Here is a 16,798-nt window from a genome sequence, read left to right as displayed (position 1 = left end):
AACTTAGCTGATTTTTCAATTTTTTTAAACTATTATTATCTCTTTAATGACAATCGGTTCTATTGGAACATCATCATGAAAATTTTTTGAAGTGGTTGGTGCTCGAGATATTTCAATTGCGACTGCTTCGCTTTCGCGGTTTTTCAACTTGCCAAACGCAGCATAATTTCCGTCTAAAAAGTTTGAAGCTTTGGTTACTATAAAAAATTGCGAAGTCGCACTATTTGGATCTGATGTTCTTGCCATCGATAATGTTCCTAGATTGTGCTTTAAATCGTTTCCTTCAAATCCGTTTGCCAAAAACTCGCCATTTATTGCTTTCTCGAAATTTTTTTCTTGAAAATTCTCGTCAAAACCTCCGGTTTGAATCATAAAGTTTTCAATTACACGGTGAAAAATGACCTCATTGTAAAATTTTTGTTTTACTAATTCAAGAAATCGGCTAACTGATTCTGGGGCCTTTTCAGGAAAAAGGGTTGCTTCCATTTCTCTTCCATCTTTAAGTATTATTTTTATATCAATATTTTTCATATTTAAACCTTTTATAACTTGTATGCAAGTTCAGCATTTTCATATGATACTTCTGTTGGTGTATGGCGACCAAACATTTCGATGTTAACAATTGCCACACCCTTATCAGGATCCATTTCAACAACTTGTCCCTCGCGGCCGTTAAATGGACCTTCTTTTATTAAAACTATATCTTTTAATTTAAATGAAGCGACATGTATTTTCTTCTCTTTTTTAATTTGGCCATTTGCACTTGTTGTTGTTTTTTTTGATTCCTCATCTTCGGGGTTTAACATTTTCGCAACTTCCATATTTGTAAGAGGTAGCGGTTTTGCACCCTTTCCAGAAGACCCAATAAATCCAGTAACTCCAGGAGTGTTTCGAACCGTAAATCATGCAGCATCAGTCATTTCCATGTTTATAAAAATGTATCCAGGAAACTTATTTTTTTCAAGAATTTTACCATTTTTACTTGGTGCTGGGGTTTTTGAAATTCTAATATCAAAAATTAAGTTTTGCAGCGAGTTTGTTTCGATTTTTTGTAAGAGATCTGATTTAACTCTTTCCTCATGGCCACTGTTACAATTAATAACAAACCATTGTCCCTTATAGAGGCTCAACTCATCCTCAAGTAACTCTAAATTTTCTGTCATTTTAATTCCTCTTTCTTAAATAATATAGATTGACTCAAACAATTTTTGAAGTCCTAAATCGACTGTGAAAAAAAATAAGGCAAATATAAATACAAATATAAGCGTATATAAAAATTTCTTACCTAGTGTGTTACCAGATGTTCAGCGAATTTTATTTACTTCCTTTACCATCTTTACTGGAAATTCCTTCAGCCCTAATCTTCAATCTGAATTATCTTTCTCTTTTTTTATTTTTTTCATTTTTGCCTTTTTGGCAATATTTGTTGGATTCGAGTCAAGTTCATTTGGAGCGTTTAAGGCTTTATATAGTTCTTCACGTTCCCTTTTGGCATTTAGTTTAGCTAGGGCTTTTTCTTCTTTTTTCTGCAATTTATCTGATTTTAAATTTTCTTCTAGTTCCAAATTTTCTTCAGTTTTATCTTTTTTATCTTTTGCCATTAAAAATCACTGTCCTATCTAGTTTCTTTATGAAGGGTATGGGTATTACACAAATTACAAAATTTTTTAATTTCCAAGCGTTCTTTTTGTGTAAGTACACTCTTGGTCAGTGAGTAGTTTCTTGATAAACAGTTCTCACAAACTAAGATAATTTTTCTTTTATTACTTCCCAAAACAAATACCTTCAATCTCTAAATATTATATATAAATATAGATTTTAAGCAAGTTTGCTTTTTAAATTATGTAAAACCGTTTTTAATCGTCGCTTCATCGTTCTTGGAGAACAGACCATTTCATCGGCCATATTTTCAATTGAGTCACCCTCTAAGAAACCTTTTAGGGTTTTTCTGTCTTGCTCATTTGCAGCATCGATATATTCTTGAATGCAGTTTACAACTTCTCTAAACTTTCAGGGGTCATCTGCGCTCATATCAACTAGTGCAAAATCATTATCACTATCTCAGGTTTTAATTGGTTTGGTTAGGGCGAGGTTAATTGTTTTATGGCGATTTGTTAAAAATTTTCTAATGTAATCCATTGATCGTCAATAAACCATTTCAAGATAATATTTAATAAATCCCCTTTTGCTAATTTTTGAATCAAATTTTCTTAAAGCCTCACAAAGAGCCAGTCAACTTTCCGTAACCAAGTCATCAATTTCGAGAGGAATATTTCTAAATTTTAACAAGGCTTTTCGGGAAAACATTTTGGCTTGAATTTTTAATTCTTTAAAAATTTTCTCTTTAATTATTTCTAAATTTGTTTCCTCTTCTTGGATTTGTAAATCTATTATAAATAACTGTTCATTAACAATTAAATCTCTTTGAATTTTTAATGCTGAAATTAACTCTTTAATAACGTCATGGTCTTTAATAAGCTTATTAATAAGTTCTTCATTAACCATTTAAACTAAATAGACAATTATATTTTTTGCAATTTTCTTGCAATATCAAACATAAAAATTCCTGCCGCAACAGAGACATTTAAAGAATCTATTACTTTTAATGTAGGAATATGAATGTTTATATCACTCATCTTAGTGATTTTGTCTCCAACACCCTTGCTTTCGTTTCCTAAAATGAGCGTGGTTTTAGTATTGAATTCTACGTTGAAAAAGTTTTGCGAATCCTCATTTAAGTTAGAAGAATAAATTCAAAATCCTTCTTCTTTTAGTAATTTTATAATATTACCTAGATTAGCAACCCGGCAGACATCAATATGAAATGCGGTTCCCCCAGAAGCTTTGATTACTGTTGGGGTGATTTCTACTTGATTATGGTCAAGGGTTATGATAGCGTCGACCCCCATTAACACAGCAGATCTGATTATTGCCCCAAAATTATAGGGGTCGTGAATTTGGTCAAGAATTATATAAAAAGCATTTTTGTTATCCAAATTTTTTGTAGTCAAATCTTTAAAGGGGGTGTAATTAAATTGTTTGTACTCTAAAACGATTCCTTGGTGAGTTAAGTTTTTTTCTCCAAGCAACTTATCCAAATCATCTTTATTAACAATCTTGGTTAGAAAAGGGTGGTTTTGAAATTTGCTTTTCAAATCTACTAAAGTTGTAAAAACCGTAATAACTTTTTCGGGAAAATTAGCGATAAATTCAATGGTGGCATTTTTGCCATAAATATAATTCTTTTGCACTTTATCCCCCTATAAAACATCTTTCTTAATTAAAACTTCTCTTAGCTCATCGGCTTTGGTGAAATTTTTGCTTTTTACATAACCATCTCATTCTCTTATTAGTTGCAATGTGGGTTGATCATATTTTGGAAATTCAAAATTGAATCCTAAAACCACAAGAATTTCTAGTAGCTCATCTAACAAGTTATTGAGCTTTTTTTGATCAATTTGTTTATTAATATCTTTTATCATTTGCTCAATTAAAGTAATAACTCGAGGGGTGTTAAGGTCGTCTTGCATTAAATCTTTAAACTGTGAAATATAATTTTTTAAATTAAAATCTTCATCTACTGGTCGGTCATTGTTCTTTGTTACTTCATTTAAAGCGATTTTCAAACTTATTTTTTTAAATAGTGCTGAAATTTTTTGAATTGCAATTCTTGATTGATTAATTAGATCATCGGTTAAATTTATTGGTTGGCGGTAATTTGTTGTTAAGAGCAAGTATCTCAAAACATTAGCCCCATGATCTTTTATAAAATCCTTAACCATTAATGTATTTCCTAAAGATTTTGACATCTTTTGTGAATTAAAACTAACGTGGCCATTGTGCAATCAAATTTTAGATAGTTCCTTTTTGGTTGCTGCTAAATATTGGATTCTTTCGTTTTCATGATGTGGAAATTTTAAATCAATTCCTCCAATATGAATATCAACTTGTGATTGAAAATAGTTGTCAATTAATGCTACACACTCTGTGTGCCAACCCGGGCGACCCGAACTTCAATTAGAAACTCAATTTTTACCATTTTTTGTTTTTTTTCAAAGAGCAAAATCACTTGCGTTTCTTTTATTAGGGTTAACCTCAACCCTAGAACCAGAAATTAATTCTTCAATTCGTTTGTTTGATAGCTCCCCATAACTATTCGTGCTATTTATGTCAAAATACACGTCACCTTTAGATTCATATGCAACTTCTTTGGTAATCAATTTATTAATAAAATCTATTATGACGTCCATTTTTGTGCTTATTGGGATTATTTTATTGGGCTTTTTAATGTTTAGATTGCTCAAATCCTCAAGGTAGTCATTAATATATTTTTCAGCTACTTGGGTCTCTGAAATTTTTAAATCATTAGCTTTTGCAATTATTTTATCGTCAATATCTGTAATATTTTGTAAATAATCGACTTTGATTCCAATGAACTCAAAAAAACGAACAAGAACATCGCCTAAAACCAGGGGTCGTGCATTACCAATGTGAATGTTATCATAAACAGTTGGCCCGCAGCAATATATTTTTACCCTATCATTATCAAAAGAAGTTAAATTGTTTTCGTGTAGAGAGTTTGAAAGTTTCATTATCTTGCCTCCATTTATATTTATTAGCGATCGTTTTTAATAAGTGGTGAGACCGCAACAAAGGTAAAGTAAAGGATTCCTGTGTTAATAACAATCTTTAGCGGTGCTTGTACCAATCTCAAGATTACACTCAGGATATATCCTCCTGATTCAGGGGATTTATCCAAAATTAAGAATCCACTATCTCCCCAAGCAGAGATTACAGTTGTTGAAATATATTCACAAGCTATTGCTATTAAAATAATTGGGAGAATCTGATTCAACATTTTATTCTTTTTCTTAAAAACTAAATAAAGATAGAACGCCCATATTCCAACCAAGGTGATTCCGATTCCCAAACCAAACAATATGTTAAATCCAAAAGTACTTAAACTTGCTCCAAAAAGAGGAATTGGTTTATTATATAAAGTAATTATGGCGATAAAGAAGATTAAAAGTAAAACCAAAAAAATTGTAATTAGCATCATGATGACTCAGTTATTTTTTTCTGACATTCTTTTAAAGCTAAGACCAATTCCAGAAATAAGTCCATAAGCGCAAATTACTATTATAAAAGCGGGGTGAATAAATGATGGGACCATTAACATTACCAAAATTTCGGTAACTAGTCCTACAATTAGTCCTACAATTGGCCCAAAAATCAAACCAACAATTTTTACCATTACCCCCTCAATCGCAATTCGAATTGGTGGGAAAACCGTTACTGGAATTGTTAAAGATATTACAACAGTGACACTAACACTTACAGCAGTAAACATTGTTATGTATGCAATATTTTTTGTAGTAAACCTAATTCCGTGATATCTTTCCTTTAAAATATAAAAAGATAAAACATTATAGACAATATATATCGAGGCGATAATTGCCAGGGCAATCGATGTTGCAATTGCTAGGTTATTTCCAGTCAATAATCATTCGCTGATATTTGCCATAAATTCACACCTTTCCTGTTTAATTGTTACCTCATTTTATTGGCTTTTTATGGCTCTTAACTAGTAGGTCATTAATTTTGCTAAACGGCCTGCTTCCTTGATAAAGATGATAACTGAAGGGAGAAGGGTGCCCAGACGAAATAATTTCAACCTTCTTCGTATTTTTATATCTTACTTTATTATATATTCTTTTTGCAAAATTTCCTCATAAACAGTAAATTAAGTTTTTGTTTATTTCATTTATAAATTCTAAAACATTGATTGTAAATTCCTCTCAACCTTGATTTTTATGGCTTGCGGGCTTACCCGCTTCAACACTCATAACCGAATTTATCAAAAAAACCCCTTGTTCGACTCAATCACTCAAATCCAGATTATCAAAATGGTCAATTTTTAGGTCATTGAGTAGCTCCTTAAAAATATTTCTTAGGCTTGGGGGTATTTTATTATTATTTTCGCAACTAAAGGCAATACCGTTTGCTTGATTTAAACCATGATAGGGATCTTGTCCGATAATAATAACCTTTATTTGCGATGGTTTGATTAATTGAAAAATTCTAAACAATTTTTCTTCTGGAGGAAAAATTGTCTTAGATTTATATTCGCTTTCAAGGAAATTTAATAGATTTTTAAAATAAGTTTTCTCAGATTGACTTTCGAAAAACGGTTTTCAATCGTCTTGGAATATTATATTCATTTTAACCTCCAAATAAAAAAAATAATCTTTGGATTATTTTCATTTTTTTTCTAATTTCAAACGTTTTTTTTCTGCTTTTTCTGCTGCTGCTTGGTCTTTTTTGGTTTTTTTGGCCAAGGCTTTATCATCAAGTTCTTTTTCATCATCACTTGAATCAGCGTCTTCTGGTTCTGGATCAATATCTTGAGTTTCTTCTTCTGGGCCCAAGTCTAAAACTGTATCTTGGTGAGCTAACAGATCGTTTGGAACTAACATTTGGGTGTTGTCGACTGTTTCATTATTTTCTAAAGCTTCGTTTTTTTGAATGTTTCTTGAAAGCTCGTACTCTAAAGCCCCATTTACATTTTCAATTGTGCTTCCAATTTCAATTGTTGGCTCAATAATGATTGGTGTTGAAAGTGCTTTTTTAAGATTTCGACCAAAAGCGTCATTTTCAATAGTTTTTGTGTAATCAACTTTAATTAGATCTTCATTTGTGATTGCTCGCATTGTGGCTGCGCTCAATGATTCAAGATTTTCATAGGCACTAGTTTCCCCAAGGCTTTTATCGCTTATATTTGCTAACTTTGCTTTTTTACCATTTTTCTTAATAAAGGCTCCCTCTGTTGAAGTAAATTTATTAATATCAAAATTGAATGTTGAAGTATAGTCATTAAATTCAGTATCATTATTTAATGTATTTTCTGAAATTTTATAGACGTCATCTTGAACGTAACTATTTTTATTATTGTGGTATTTGTTTCTTAAGCGGGCTTTTTCTGCACTTGGATTTATTGGGTCATTATGTTGAAAATAATTATTTTGTTGACTGTCATCAAAATAACTAGTATTTTCATAACTTGTATTTTCATAATTGGTTGCATATTCTTCATCATAGCGATTCATATCAAGAGTATTGCTTGTTGGATCAACTTGCTCATAGTTTGCTTGGTTTTGGTCGTAATGGAATGGGTTTTGTGGCCCTGGGTTATTTACTTTGTTTTGGTTAACGATTGGATCTTGTTGGGGTAATGAATCATTGTGTTGTCAATTATTGAATTCTTGATTTCTATATCTTGAATCTTCAAATTTATTATCATTTGGAGCTCCATTTTTATATTGTTCTCTTCTTGGACGATATTCCTCACGAGGATAATTATAGTAGTCCATTTCTGCTGATCTGCGATATTGATTATCAAAACGATCGCGTGGCTCATAAAAGTCTTCACGGTAACGAGGGTAGCGATCTTCATAGTGACGAGGCTCAATAATATATCGATCATTTGAGTTTTTTGAAATTGTTGACATTGTTGACATTAATGACCCAAATCCAGAAATCATTGTGTTCATCATATTGCCCAATCCAGAAATCATATTTATTGAACCATTGGGATCATTTTGAACCGGTTGCATTGGTGGGTAAACTGGCATCATTGGTGGTGGCATGAAGTTATGACCCATCGGAGGCATTCCACCAATTCCTGAAGGCCCTTGATTTAAAGCTAAATTTTGATCTTCAATTTCATTTATTATAAAATTTCGAGCTGAAGTTTCAGAGGGGAAAAGCGCAATTACTTTTCCAGCGGTTACATCATAAACCTGAAATAAATTATTAAATTGTCTAATTTGAAGTTTTCGCATAAGTAACCCCCCGTTTCTTTAAAAATCAATATAATTATATCAAAAAAACCCCGCTTTTAAAACAGGGTTAGCTATTAAGGTTTATATTTTCTCAATGTTTATTTGATCGATTTTTAAATCATCAAAAGTTCCTTGCATTGTTTCTAGTGAGCCTGTCGAAGTTACTTTCTCATTATTAAACTGATATCTTCTTAGGAATCAAAAGTAGTTTTTGTCAATTTTTTCATTTTCAACATCTGCTTGTGTTGGGGACGCTGCCATAAGCGATAGAATTCCTCTCAAACCTGATATTGTCATTGAAATTTTAAATTTTTTTTCATTAGAAACGAAATAAGTTTGAAAGATAAAGTCATCGACTTTAAAACTTAAAGAAACCTCGGGGGTGACAATATTTTGTTTTATATTGCCATCTTTTCCCTTGACTTCTACCTCTCTTATGTAAGGTGCTAAATCGGTTTCTTGACTAATATCTTTTAAATCGAAATCAATTTTACCATTTTCATCTAATCCTACTTTTTTAGTAAGTGTTGACTTTTCAGGAATTGTTGTTAATTTATCATTAGAGATTTTTATCCCCTCTGTTAAATCTTCAGATCTTAAAATTTTTGCTTTATAAGGTTCAAATTTATCAAAATTTGGCAATGACTCCTTATCCTTTGCTTCTTTTAGTCTTATAAATTTAGGTGATGCTCCATCAAGATCTTTTTCAGGATTTCTAATTTGCATCATTGCTAAATCAATAGATTGAAACGCTTCAACACCGGTTGTTGGTTCAAAGTGAACATCTGTAAAACTACTATTATATGGTTGTTGGTATTCGTCTTTAAATTCTTCGGCATCTTTTCCGGTAATAATTTCACTATTGCTATTTATTAGTTCTTCAAAAGAATATAATTTATTTTCTTTTGTTGTTCGTAATTTTTTCTGTTCCTCATATTTTTTTACATCTGGGTACATTTCTTTTTTAAAGTTTAAAACATTCATAATTTCTGAAGCCAACACGTTTAAAGCCATTAGTCCACCATTAAAACTTTTTAAAGTATCTTTGTCCCCATTACTCCCAACATTTATAGTTATTGTTGATTGTGGTATCGCACAAGAAACAACGCTCATTGTAGTGCTAACTGCCAAAGAAAAGGCTCCCAATATTGCTAATAATTTTTTCATCACTTTTTCCTCTTTTTTCTATAAAATTATACACTCTTTTGTTGTTTAAATATCAGTAAATTTACCATAACTTTTATGGAAGTTTAACTTAACAATCCCTGTTGCTCCGTTACGGTGTTTTGAAATAATTAAATCAGTTTCTTCGGTATTGTCTAAGACTTCATCATAGCCTGATTTTTTTTCATAATAAGCTTCACGGTACAAAAACATAATAACATCAGCATCTTGTTCAATGGCACCAGAATCACGTAAGTCCGACATTATTGGGGTGCGGTCTTCTCGTTTTTCTACCGAACGCGATAGCTGTGATAAACACACAATTGGAACACCGACTTCACGAGCAATTTTTTTTAGTTGTCGCGAAATTGTTGCAATCTCATTTTGTCGATTATCACCATTCCCGATTGTTGAAATAAGTTGTAAGTAGTCAATCACACAAATACTGATATTATGATCTCTTTTCATTTTACGGAGTTTAGCCTGAATTTGTAAAATGTTAATTCCCGGAGAATCATCAATTACAATATTCATTTTTTTAATTTTATCTGCTGCTGCGGTAATGGCTTTTCAAGATTCATTTGTTAAACCCGTTCCCGATCTAATTTTTGAAGATTCAATTTTGGTTGTACTCCCTAGAATTCTCTGGACAAGTTGTTCTTTGGGCATTTCCAGCGAAAAGAATGCAACCCCGTGATGGTTTTGAGCAGCGTTATAAGCCAAGTTTAATGCCAGTGCGGTTTTTCCCATTGAAGGTCGCGCAGCTAAAATAATGAAATCTCCTGCTTGCAACCCATTTGTAATTTTATCGAGTTTATCAAACCCGGTTGTCACTCCAGTTAAAACATCTCCTTGTTGTTCAAGCAAATGAATTTTTTCAACAACCTCTTGAATTGTCTTAGAAATTGGAACAATGTCATCATGATTGCTATCGGTTTTAATATCTAAAATTCTACTCTGGGCTTCAGAGAAAATATCCTCAACCGGGATTTCTTGATTTCTTAAGTCTTTGATATAATTTAAAGCAAAATCTAATTGCCTCCCGATGCTATTTTTAAAAACAATGTCAATGAACTCTTCTATACCCTCGTCTGTATAAAAATATCCAGAAATTTGTGTTAAATATTCAATACCCCCAACACGATCCAATTTTTTCTCTTTTAACAATTCATGGGCTATTTTTGTGACTGAAGTTTCTGAACCTTCAATTTGTTGACGCATTAAAACATCGTAAATCATTTGATGAGATTGTAAAGAAAAGTCGTCTGCTTTCAACCGACTCATAACCTCAAAACTTGCTTTTGCTGAGTGAATTGCGGTAGCCAAAACCATTCTTTCAGCATCTTCAATTATGAGATTTCTAGCATTACTTGTTTGATTCATTATTCTTTACTTTCTATTTTAACATTAATAGTTGCTTCAATATTGAAATCCAATTTTAACTTAATGTAAAATAATCCAATTTGATTTAGGTTTTCATGTTTTAAAAGTTTGCGTTTATCAATTTTTATTTGGTATTCTTTTAACATTTTTTCTTCAATTTGCGCTTGAGATACTGAACCAAAAGATTTTCCATCCTTTTGTGCTAATTTAAAATTTAAAGTAATTGCTTCAATAGCTTCTTTCAATTTTTGGGTTTTTTCAATATCGGCTTTTTTGTTAATGTCCTCTTTTTTAATTTTGCTTTTTAATAAGTTTATTGATTCTTGACTCGCTTTTACTGCTAATTTTTTTGGTAGTAAGTAGTTCATTGCATAGCCATCTGAAACTTCGACTACTTGATCTTTTTTGCCATAATTTTTAACATCTTGTAATAAAATAACTTGCATACAAAACCTCCATTACTTTTAATTATAAACAAAAAAACCAGAATCATCTGGTAATTTTTTTATAATCATTTTTTAAATACTTTAATATATCCAACTTTAACAAGTTGACCTAAAACCAAATACATTCCTACAAGCGCAATTGCAACCGGTATAAATGTAAATGCTGGGCGTTCCATTCCCAAGCCAGTATTAATATATGGCAAGTAAGGAATTGCCACCGCGGCTACACATGTGAAAATTGTCATAACATTGAGTTGTCACGAAGCTTTTGAGTGAAGGAATGGTATTTTTTCAGTTCTCATTACTTGAACAACAAGTGATTGGGTGGTTAATCCGACCATAAACCAACCAGCATTAAACATTTTGACTTTATCAGCATCGAAGTATTGATAACCAAATCCTAAAATAGCAAATGTTGCTAAATCGAAAATACTACTTACTGGTCCATTTATCAAAATGAAGGGTACCATATCCTTGGCACTTCACCTTTGGGGCGTCATTAAAAATTTCTTATCTACTTTATCGAATGCAACTGCAAATTGTGAAAAGTCATATAATAAGTTTTGAAATAGCAATTGCACCGGTTGCATTGCAAAAAATGGTAATGCTGCCGCTGAAATTGATAAACTTAGTGCATTTCCAAAATTAGAAGATGCGGTTATTTTGATATATTTTAATATGTTACCAAAAATAGTTCTTCCCTGAATGATAGCTTTTTCTAGAACTAAAAGTGATTTTTCTAGAAGAATTATATCACTCGCCTCTTTGGCAATATCTGTTGCGTTATGAACCGAAATTGCAACATCGCTTTGTCTTAAAACTGGAGCATCGTTAATCCCATCTCCCATGAAACCAACAATATGATCATTGCTTTTTAAAACTTCAATTACTTTAACTTTTTGTAATGGGTTTAATTTTACAAAAACATTTGTACGTTCAACAGCCGCTTTTAATTGTAATTCAGTCATTTTTTCAATATCAGTTCCTGATAGGACTCCGCGAATTTTTAACCCCACTCGTTTACAAATGGTTTTTGTTATTTCCTCGTTGTCACCAGTTAGTATTTTTAAATCAACACCGTTATCTTTTAATAACTTTATCATTTTCGAAGCTGAAGGTTTTGGAGCATCTAAAAAACTTGCAAATCCTTTAAAAATTAAATCGTGTTCGTCTTTTTCTGTATAGCTTTCCTTTGTTGCGTCAGTCTCTTCACGATAAGCCACACCCAAGCAACGCAAGCCTTCTTTATTCATTCGACTAGCAGTTGATAAAATTTGTCTTCTTAAATCTTCATCTAAATCAATGATTTCATTTTTATAATAAACCTTTGTGCAAGTTTTAATTAATTCTTCAACCGCTCCCTTACAAATAATTGTTTTATTACCTTCGTTATCGTTGACAACAATGGTTAGTTTACGTCTATTAAAATCGAATGGAATTTCATCATATTTTTGGTATTTATCTTGAATAGAAATTTTATTACCTTCCATAATATAATCTAAGACAGCATTATCCATTGGGTTTTTTAAACCGGTTTGAAAATAACTATTAAGATACAACAACTTTAACACTTCGTCACTTTCTTTATTGTCCAGAGTGTGAACTTTTGTTAATTCGATTTTATCATTTGTTAAGGTTCCGGTTTTATCAGTACAAAGAATATCAATTGCGCCCAAATTTTGAATTGAACCCAAATTTTTTATAACTACTTTTTCTTTACTTAACTTATTGGCACCTCTTGATAAATTTGCTGTTACAATTACTGGCAAAAGTTCTGGGGTCAATCCCACAGCAACAGAAAATGCTAGAATTAAAGCTCCAGATCAGTCACTCTTAGTTGATCCATATAGAGCAAAAACAATTGGAACCATTACTATCATAAAACACATTAACATTGCAGTTACTTTTCTTATTCCCTTTTCAAAACTATTTAAAGGTTTTTTAGCACGAACAATTGTTTGAATGGCTGAAAAATAAGTTTGAGTCCCAGTGAAAACAACAACCGCTAGGGCCGCTCCTGAAACAACACTAGTCCCAGATAGACAAATGTTATTAAATTCTAATAAGGTTTCTCCTTTGTTTTTAGCATTTTTTTCAACTGGCATTGATTCACCAGTTAAAGACGATTGATTAACAAACATGTCTTTGCTTCATAAAATTCTAACATCTGCGGGAATCATATCCCCACTTGACAAATAAATCAAATCCCCCGGAACCAAATCAACAATGTTAATTTCGCGGCTTTTTTTTACTAATTTTAAATAGTTATTCTTGTTGATAACTGTTTCTCGTTCTTCATTGGATCTAATAACTGTTGCCGTATTAGTTACTATCGAACTTAGTCGTTTAGAAATATAAAATGATTTTATTGACTGAACATATCCAATTGTCCCGCTTAAAAGAATCATTGTTAATACTATTAAAGCCCCTACCAGGGAAAAAATATCAGAATCTGCTGCTGTAAAATATTCTGTAAAATTATAAGCAGTGATTGCCATTAAAATTAAATTAAATGGTCCAAAATAGTTTTTAAAAAATTCTAAAGCGAAGTTGTAACGAATTTTTTTTAATGTATTTTTACCAAATGCTGCTGTCTTTTCTTCAACTTCTTTACGGCTTAGACCAAATCCCGAAACATTAAATTCTTTCAATATTTGATCTTGATCTAAATTGGCATAATTTTCTAGTAAAGCATCATTTTTATAAACAATTTTATTTGTTTTATTAACTTTTGAAATTTTGTGCATTGTATGCCTCCTTATCATCTATTGATAACATACAACCACAATTAAAATTACTTTTTAAAAGTAGAGTGGTTATATTTATCATTATTATTATTAAATATCGGTACATCGTCATTAAAACTGGATAACGGACTCATATAACCACCTCTTTTCACCTTTTTCATTATACTATATATTGCTCAAATTCAATTATTAATTGGCAAAATATCGTTTTTCCTTTTAAAGTAGCAATCAAAAATAAAACCCAACCAGGTGGTTGGGTTTTGAAACTATTGAACTACGAAAGGAAGTAGTCCCATTATTCTTGCGCGTTTAATCGCTGTTGATAGCATTCTTTGATGCTTTGGTGAAGTTCCTGTTACACGTTTTGGTAAAATTTGGCCATTACCTGAAATGAATTTCTTTAGCAACTCAACATCTTTATAGTCAATATAGTTTATTTCATTTTTTGCAAAAAAGTTTACTTTTTTTCTTCTTACATTAAATTTTTTCATTTTTTCTTTTTCCTTTAATCTCATAAAATTGAATCATCATCATCATTTGAAAATGATTGTTTCACTGGTGTTTCCTTATTCTCGTTTGCAGAGAAATTATTAACAACATCTAAATCAAAATTTGAATTTGGCTGTGGGTTAAAATCTTGAACTGGTTCAAAATCTCTGCTTTGATTCGAATTACGTGATTCTAGAAATTCAACTCTTTGAGCAGTTACAGTTACAATGTTTTGATAAACACCGTCTTTGTTTTCACTTCTAGCACTTATAGAACCTTCAACCGCAATTAAGCTACCCTTTGATAAATATTTTGCCATATTTTCAGCACTTCGTTCTCAAGCGAAGCAAGGAATAAAGTTTGTGAATTCCTTCCCTGAACTATATGAACTAACCGCTAAAGTAAAAGCAACAAAAGATTTTCCTGCCGAAGAGTTTCTTAATTCTAAATCTTTGGTAATACGACCGATCAATTGAACTTGATTCATTATTTCATGCCTCGCTTATTCTACTTCTTTTTCGATTTTTTCTACTTTTTGCTCAGAACTTGTTGGTGTTGTGTTGGGCCCTTTATAACCTTCACGATTAAAGCGTTTTTCAAATGGCTTTGGAGCACGTTTCTCTTCTTTATATTTTGTCATATCTGTTTTTGATAATTTTGTTGTTTGTTCGTATCTTTTTTCAGATTCAGTGTTTATAACCATTACTCGAACTACATTCTTATCGATTTTTGCAATACGTTGAAATTCATTGATATTTTCTGAAGAAGTTTCAGTAATCAAAACTGTGTAGTATCCTTTTTCTTTACGATTGATTTCGTAAGCAAAGTTTTTTAGCCCCCAGTCAGAAGATTCAATAATTTTTCCCCCGTTAGTTTCTAGAATTGCATGCAATTTAGACTGTATATCTTTTACCTCTGTTGTGTCTTGGTCAAGGATATACATGATTTCATATTTTCTTACCATGTTTTATTCTCCTTATGGTCTACGGCCTACTAAAAGGCAAGGAGTTAATTTTTTATTAACTCGCTTAAAAATTATATATTATTTTTTGATAAAAATTAAGTGTTTGGGGATAAATCTTCAATAAAGGTGATTTTTTTGTTACTTATTTCTCCTTCAACTAATTTTATTCTCACTTTTAATTTTAAATTTTCAACAGCCTCGCAGTCATCAAAGAAATCATCTCTGTCAGATTTTTTGTATGCTAGTTTAATAATTTTAGTTGAGAACCCTTGAGGAGTTTGAGTTTGAATAAAATCCTCACGATTTAGAGTCTGAATTTGGGGATTAATTTTTTTTAATGTATTTGTCACTGGAATTCAAGGAACCACAGCATCATTTCGTTTTGTTTCTTGCAAGATTTTATTTAAAAGTCTTTGTGAAGCAAATGGTCTTGCTCCATCATGGATTAGAACTTTCGGGGTTTTACAAATTTTTAATCCCTTTTTAACTGAGTCAGATCTAGTGCAGCCTCCATTAGTGAAAACGATTTTTTCATTATTTTTAAATACCTCACGAATATGTTTTTCAATCTCAAATTTACAAACAACAATGATTTTTTCAATTTCATTTTCTTGTAAAAATAATTGGCAAGTTTTTTGAATTACTGCATCATTACCAATTTTAGAAAGTAACTTGTCTTCTTTTCCAAAGCGGTCGCTATTGCCCGATGCTACTATAATTACTGAAGTCATTTTTTACCACCCTTCGAACTTTATAAACTAAAAAATATTTATATTGTTTTTTTGACAAAAAATCTCGAATTCTTTTGGTCAAATTGATGATTGTACTTCCGCGATGTGATTTTTTTCTAAAATTAGCATCGTGAGTTTTGACAGGAATATTCCCCCTGTTAAAGTTAGTGGTAGTTTTTCTGTTGTTACTAAGTGATTAAACCCAGTTTTAGTTTTGAAATTTTCTTTTAAAAGCCGGTTTTGCTCTTGAAGGATTTCTCGATCTACTGAATAACCAATGTAAGCGATTGAAATCGATGTTTCTGTTATCGAATTATAGGCATACAACTTTATATAGGAATTAAAGTCAAAAACATCTTCAGAAAAATTATTTAATTCTTTTGAGTTAAATAATTTTTTTACAAAATTTGTTAATGCAAAACTACCATTCTCTCTTCCAAAACGATTCAGTCGTTCTCTAAAAGAGAGAAATGGGTATAAGCTTTTTAATTTTGTAAAACTAATGAAAGTTAGTTCATTTGATAATTGCACTCTTTGAAGTTTTGGATATAATTCCTTAATTTCATCACTTATCATAAGTATTTGACTATAAAGTCCAACAACAAATTCATTTAAATTAGATGAATCGTAGTTATTTACAACTATTTCAAAACCAATCTCATCGTAAACATTCGAAATAGTGTTACTTGTTTTTACATCCCTTTTAACACAAGAAAAATCTGAAATAAAACCATCACCGACATTTTTCAAATCGTTTTTCATTAACAAATATCTACGGTACTTATTGTTAGATTGTAATAACTCACCATAAAAACTTTGCTCCAAAATGTCAAAATCAATTGCTCTTTGAGTTCCTTGAAAGTCATCATTTAGTCAAAGTGATTTATTTGTAACAATTGCTGGATTAATTTCTAGTAAAAGATTTTTTTCAATTAATTTTGTCTTTAACTTTTTTTTAATTTCACTTATTCCCTTAATTGTTTCCAACTTATCTAGTTTTGAACTATAACCTAAACTTATGCCATACTTCATT

At 31.1% G+C, this 16,798-nt stretch carries 19 protein-coding genes; all 19 read right to left on the bottom strand.

Annotation, left to right across the window (positions count from 1 at the left end):
- Window positions 1-24: 24 nt before the first annotated feature.
- The 19 genes from SSABA_RS00180 to SSABA_RS00095 all read right to left on the bottom strand — a co-directional run bounded on the left by SSABA_RS00180 (window position 25) and on the right by SSABA_RS00095 (window position 16,797).
- Window positions 25-531, bottom strand: coding sequence for a peptidylprolyl isomerase (locus tag SSABA_RS00180; RefSeq protein WP_025250589.1), 507 nt, complete (start codon window positions 529-531; stop codon window positions 25-27).
- A gap of 11 nt (window positions 532-542) precedes the next feature.
- Window positions 543-1,163, bottom strand: coding sequence for a transcription termination/antitermination protein NusG (gene nusG / locus SSABA_RS00175; protein ID WP_025250588.1), 621 nt, complete (start codon window positions 1,161-1,163; stop codon window positions 543-545).
- A gap of 15 nt (window positions 1,164-1,178) precedes the next feature.
- Window positions 1,179-1,601: a preprotein translocase subunit SecE gene (secE, locus tag SSABA_RS04885; RefSeq protein WP_025250587.1), complete on the bottom strand. Its 423-nt coding sequence runs from the start codon at window positions 1,599-1,601 to the stop codon at window positions 1,179-1,181.
- Window positions 1,602-1,615: 14 nt separating this feature from the next.
- A complete protein-coding gene (rpmG, locus tag SSABA_RS05055; RefSeq protein WP_084655713.1) occupies window positions 1,616-1,774 on the bottom strand; it encodes a 50S ribosomal protein L33 in 159 nt (52 codons plus the stop codon).
- Window positions 1,775-1,818: 44 nt separating this feature from the next.
- Window positions 1,819-2,505: a sigma-70 family RNA polymerase sigma factor gene (locus tag SSABA_RS00165; RefSeq protein ID WP_025250586.1), complete on the bottom strand. Its 687-nt coding sequence runs from the start codon at window positions 2,503-2,505 to the stop codon at window positions 1,819-1,821.
- Between the two features lie 17 nt (window positions 2,506-2,522).
- The gene (gene rlmB / locus SSABA_RS00160) at window positions 2,523-3,251 is read right to left on the bottom strand and encodes a 23S rRNA (guanosine(2251)-2'-O)-methyltransferase RlmB (RefSeq protein ID WP_025250585.1); all 729 of its coding nucleotides are present in this window, start codon (window positions 3,249-3,251) and stop codon (window positions 2,523-2,525) included.
- Between the two features lie 9 nt (window positions 3,252-3,260).
- Window positions 3,261-4,592 carry a cysteine--tRNA ligase gene (gene cysS / locus SSABA_RS00155; RefSeq protein ID WP_025250584.1) on the bottom strand — a complete coding sequence of 444 codons (1,332 nt, stop codon included), beginning with the start codon at window positions 4,590-4,592 and terminating at the stop codon, window positions 3,261-3,263.
- Between the two features lie 23 nt (window positions 4,593-4,615).
- Complete coding sequence (locus tag SSABA_RS00150; protein ID WP_025250583.1) at window positions 4,616-5,524, bottom strand: hypothetical protein; 909 nt, start codon at window positions 5,522-5,524, stop codon at window positions 4,616-4,618.
- A 19-nt stretch (window positions 5,525-5,543) separates the two neighbouring features.
- Window positions 5,544-6,221: a uracil-DNA glycosylase gene (locus tag SSABA_RS00145; RefSeq protein WP_025250582.1), complete on the bottom strand. Its 678-nt coding sequence runs from the start codon at window positions 6,219-6,221 to the stop codon at window positions 5,544-5,546.
- 33 nt (window positions 6,222-6,254) lie between these two features.
- Window positions 6,255-7,841, bottom strand: a complete 1,587-nt coding sequence (locus SSABA_RS04880) for a hypothetical protein (RefSeq protein WP_051464657.1) — start codon at window positions 7,839-7,841, stop codon at window positions 6,255-6,257.
- A gap of 81 nt (window positions 7,842-7,922) precedes the next feature.
- Entirely contained in the window at window positions 7,923-9,008 is a 1,086-nt protein-coding gene (locus tag SSABA_RS00135; RefSeq protein WP_025250580.1) for a lipoprotein, read from the bottom strand.
- A gap of 45 nt (window positions 9,009-9,053) precedes the next feature.
- Complete coding sequence (dnaB, locus tag SSABA_RS00130; RefSeq protein ID WP_025250579.1) at window positions 9,054-10,388, bottom strand: replicative DNA helicase; 1,335 nt, start codon at window positions 10,386-10,388, stop codon at window positions 9,054-9,056.
- Window positions 10,388-10,834 carry a 50S ribosomal protein L9 gene (gene rplI / locus SSABA_RS00125; protein ID WP_025250578.1) on the bottom strand — a complete coding sequence of 149 codons (447 nt, stop codon included), beginning with the start codon at window positions 10,832-10,834 and terminating at the stop codon, window positions 10,388-10,390. Before rplI ends, dnaB begins: the two co-directional genes overlap by 1 nt.
- Window positions 10,835-10,893: 59 nt before the next feature.
- A complete protein-coding gene (mgtA, locus tag SSABA_RS00120; protein WP_201766850.1) occupies window positions 10,894-13,581 on the bottom strand; it encodes a magnesium-translocating P-type ATPase in 2,688 nt (895 codons plus the stop codon).
- A 266-nt stretch (window positions 13,582-13,847) separates the two neighbouring features.
- Window positions 13,848-14,072 (bottom strand): 30S ribosomal protein S18, encoded by a 225-nt coding sequence (rpsR, locus tag SSABA_RS00115; protein WP_038673587.1) that lies wholly within the window; start codon window positions 14,070-14,072, stop codon window positions 13,848-13,850.
- A gap of 14 nt (window positions 14,073-14,086) precedes the next feature.
- The gene (locus tag SSABA_RS00110; RefSeq protein WP_025250575.1) at window positions 14,087-14,557 is read right to left on the bottom strand and encodes a single-stranded DNA-binding protein; all 471 of its coding nucleotides are present in this window, start codon (window positions 14,555-14,557) and stop codon (window positions 14,087-14,089) included.
- A 15-nt stretch (window positions 14,558-14,572) separates the two neighbouring features.
- Window positions 14,573-15,034 carry a 30S ribosomal protein S6 gene (gene rpsF, locus SSABA_RS00105; protein WP_025250574.1) on the bottom strand — a complete coding sequence of 154 codons (462 nt, stop codon included), beginning with the start codon at window positions 15,032-15,034 and terminating at the stop codon, window positions 14,573-14,575.
- 95 nt (window positions 15,035-15,129) lie between these two features.
- Complete coding sequence (locus SSABA_RS00100) at window positions 15,130-15,765, bottom strand: IspD/TarI family cytidylyltransferase (protein ID WP_025250573.1); 636 nt, start codon at window positions 15,763-15,765, stop codon at window positions 15,130-15,132.
- A gap of 27 nt (window positions 15,766-15,792) precedes the next feature.
- A complete protein-coding gene (locus SSABA_RS00095; RefSeq protein ID WP_025250572.1) occupies window positions 15,793-16,797 on the bottom strand; it encodes a class-II aminoacyl-tRNA synthetase family protein in 1,005 nt (334 codons plus the stop codon).
- Between the last annotated feature and the right edge of the window lies 1 nt (window position 16,798).

The organism is Spiroplasma sabaudiense Ar-1343, from assembly GCF_000565215.1.
Lineage (GTDB): Bacteria > Bacillota_I > Bacilli_A > Mycoplasmatales > Mycoplasmataceae > Spiroplasma_B > Spiroplasma_B sabaudiense.
Note: the sequence above shows the minus strand (reverse complement) of the source record. Positions and strands in the feature narration are given on the sequence as shown.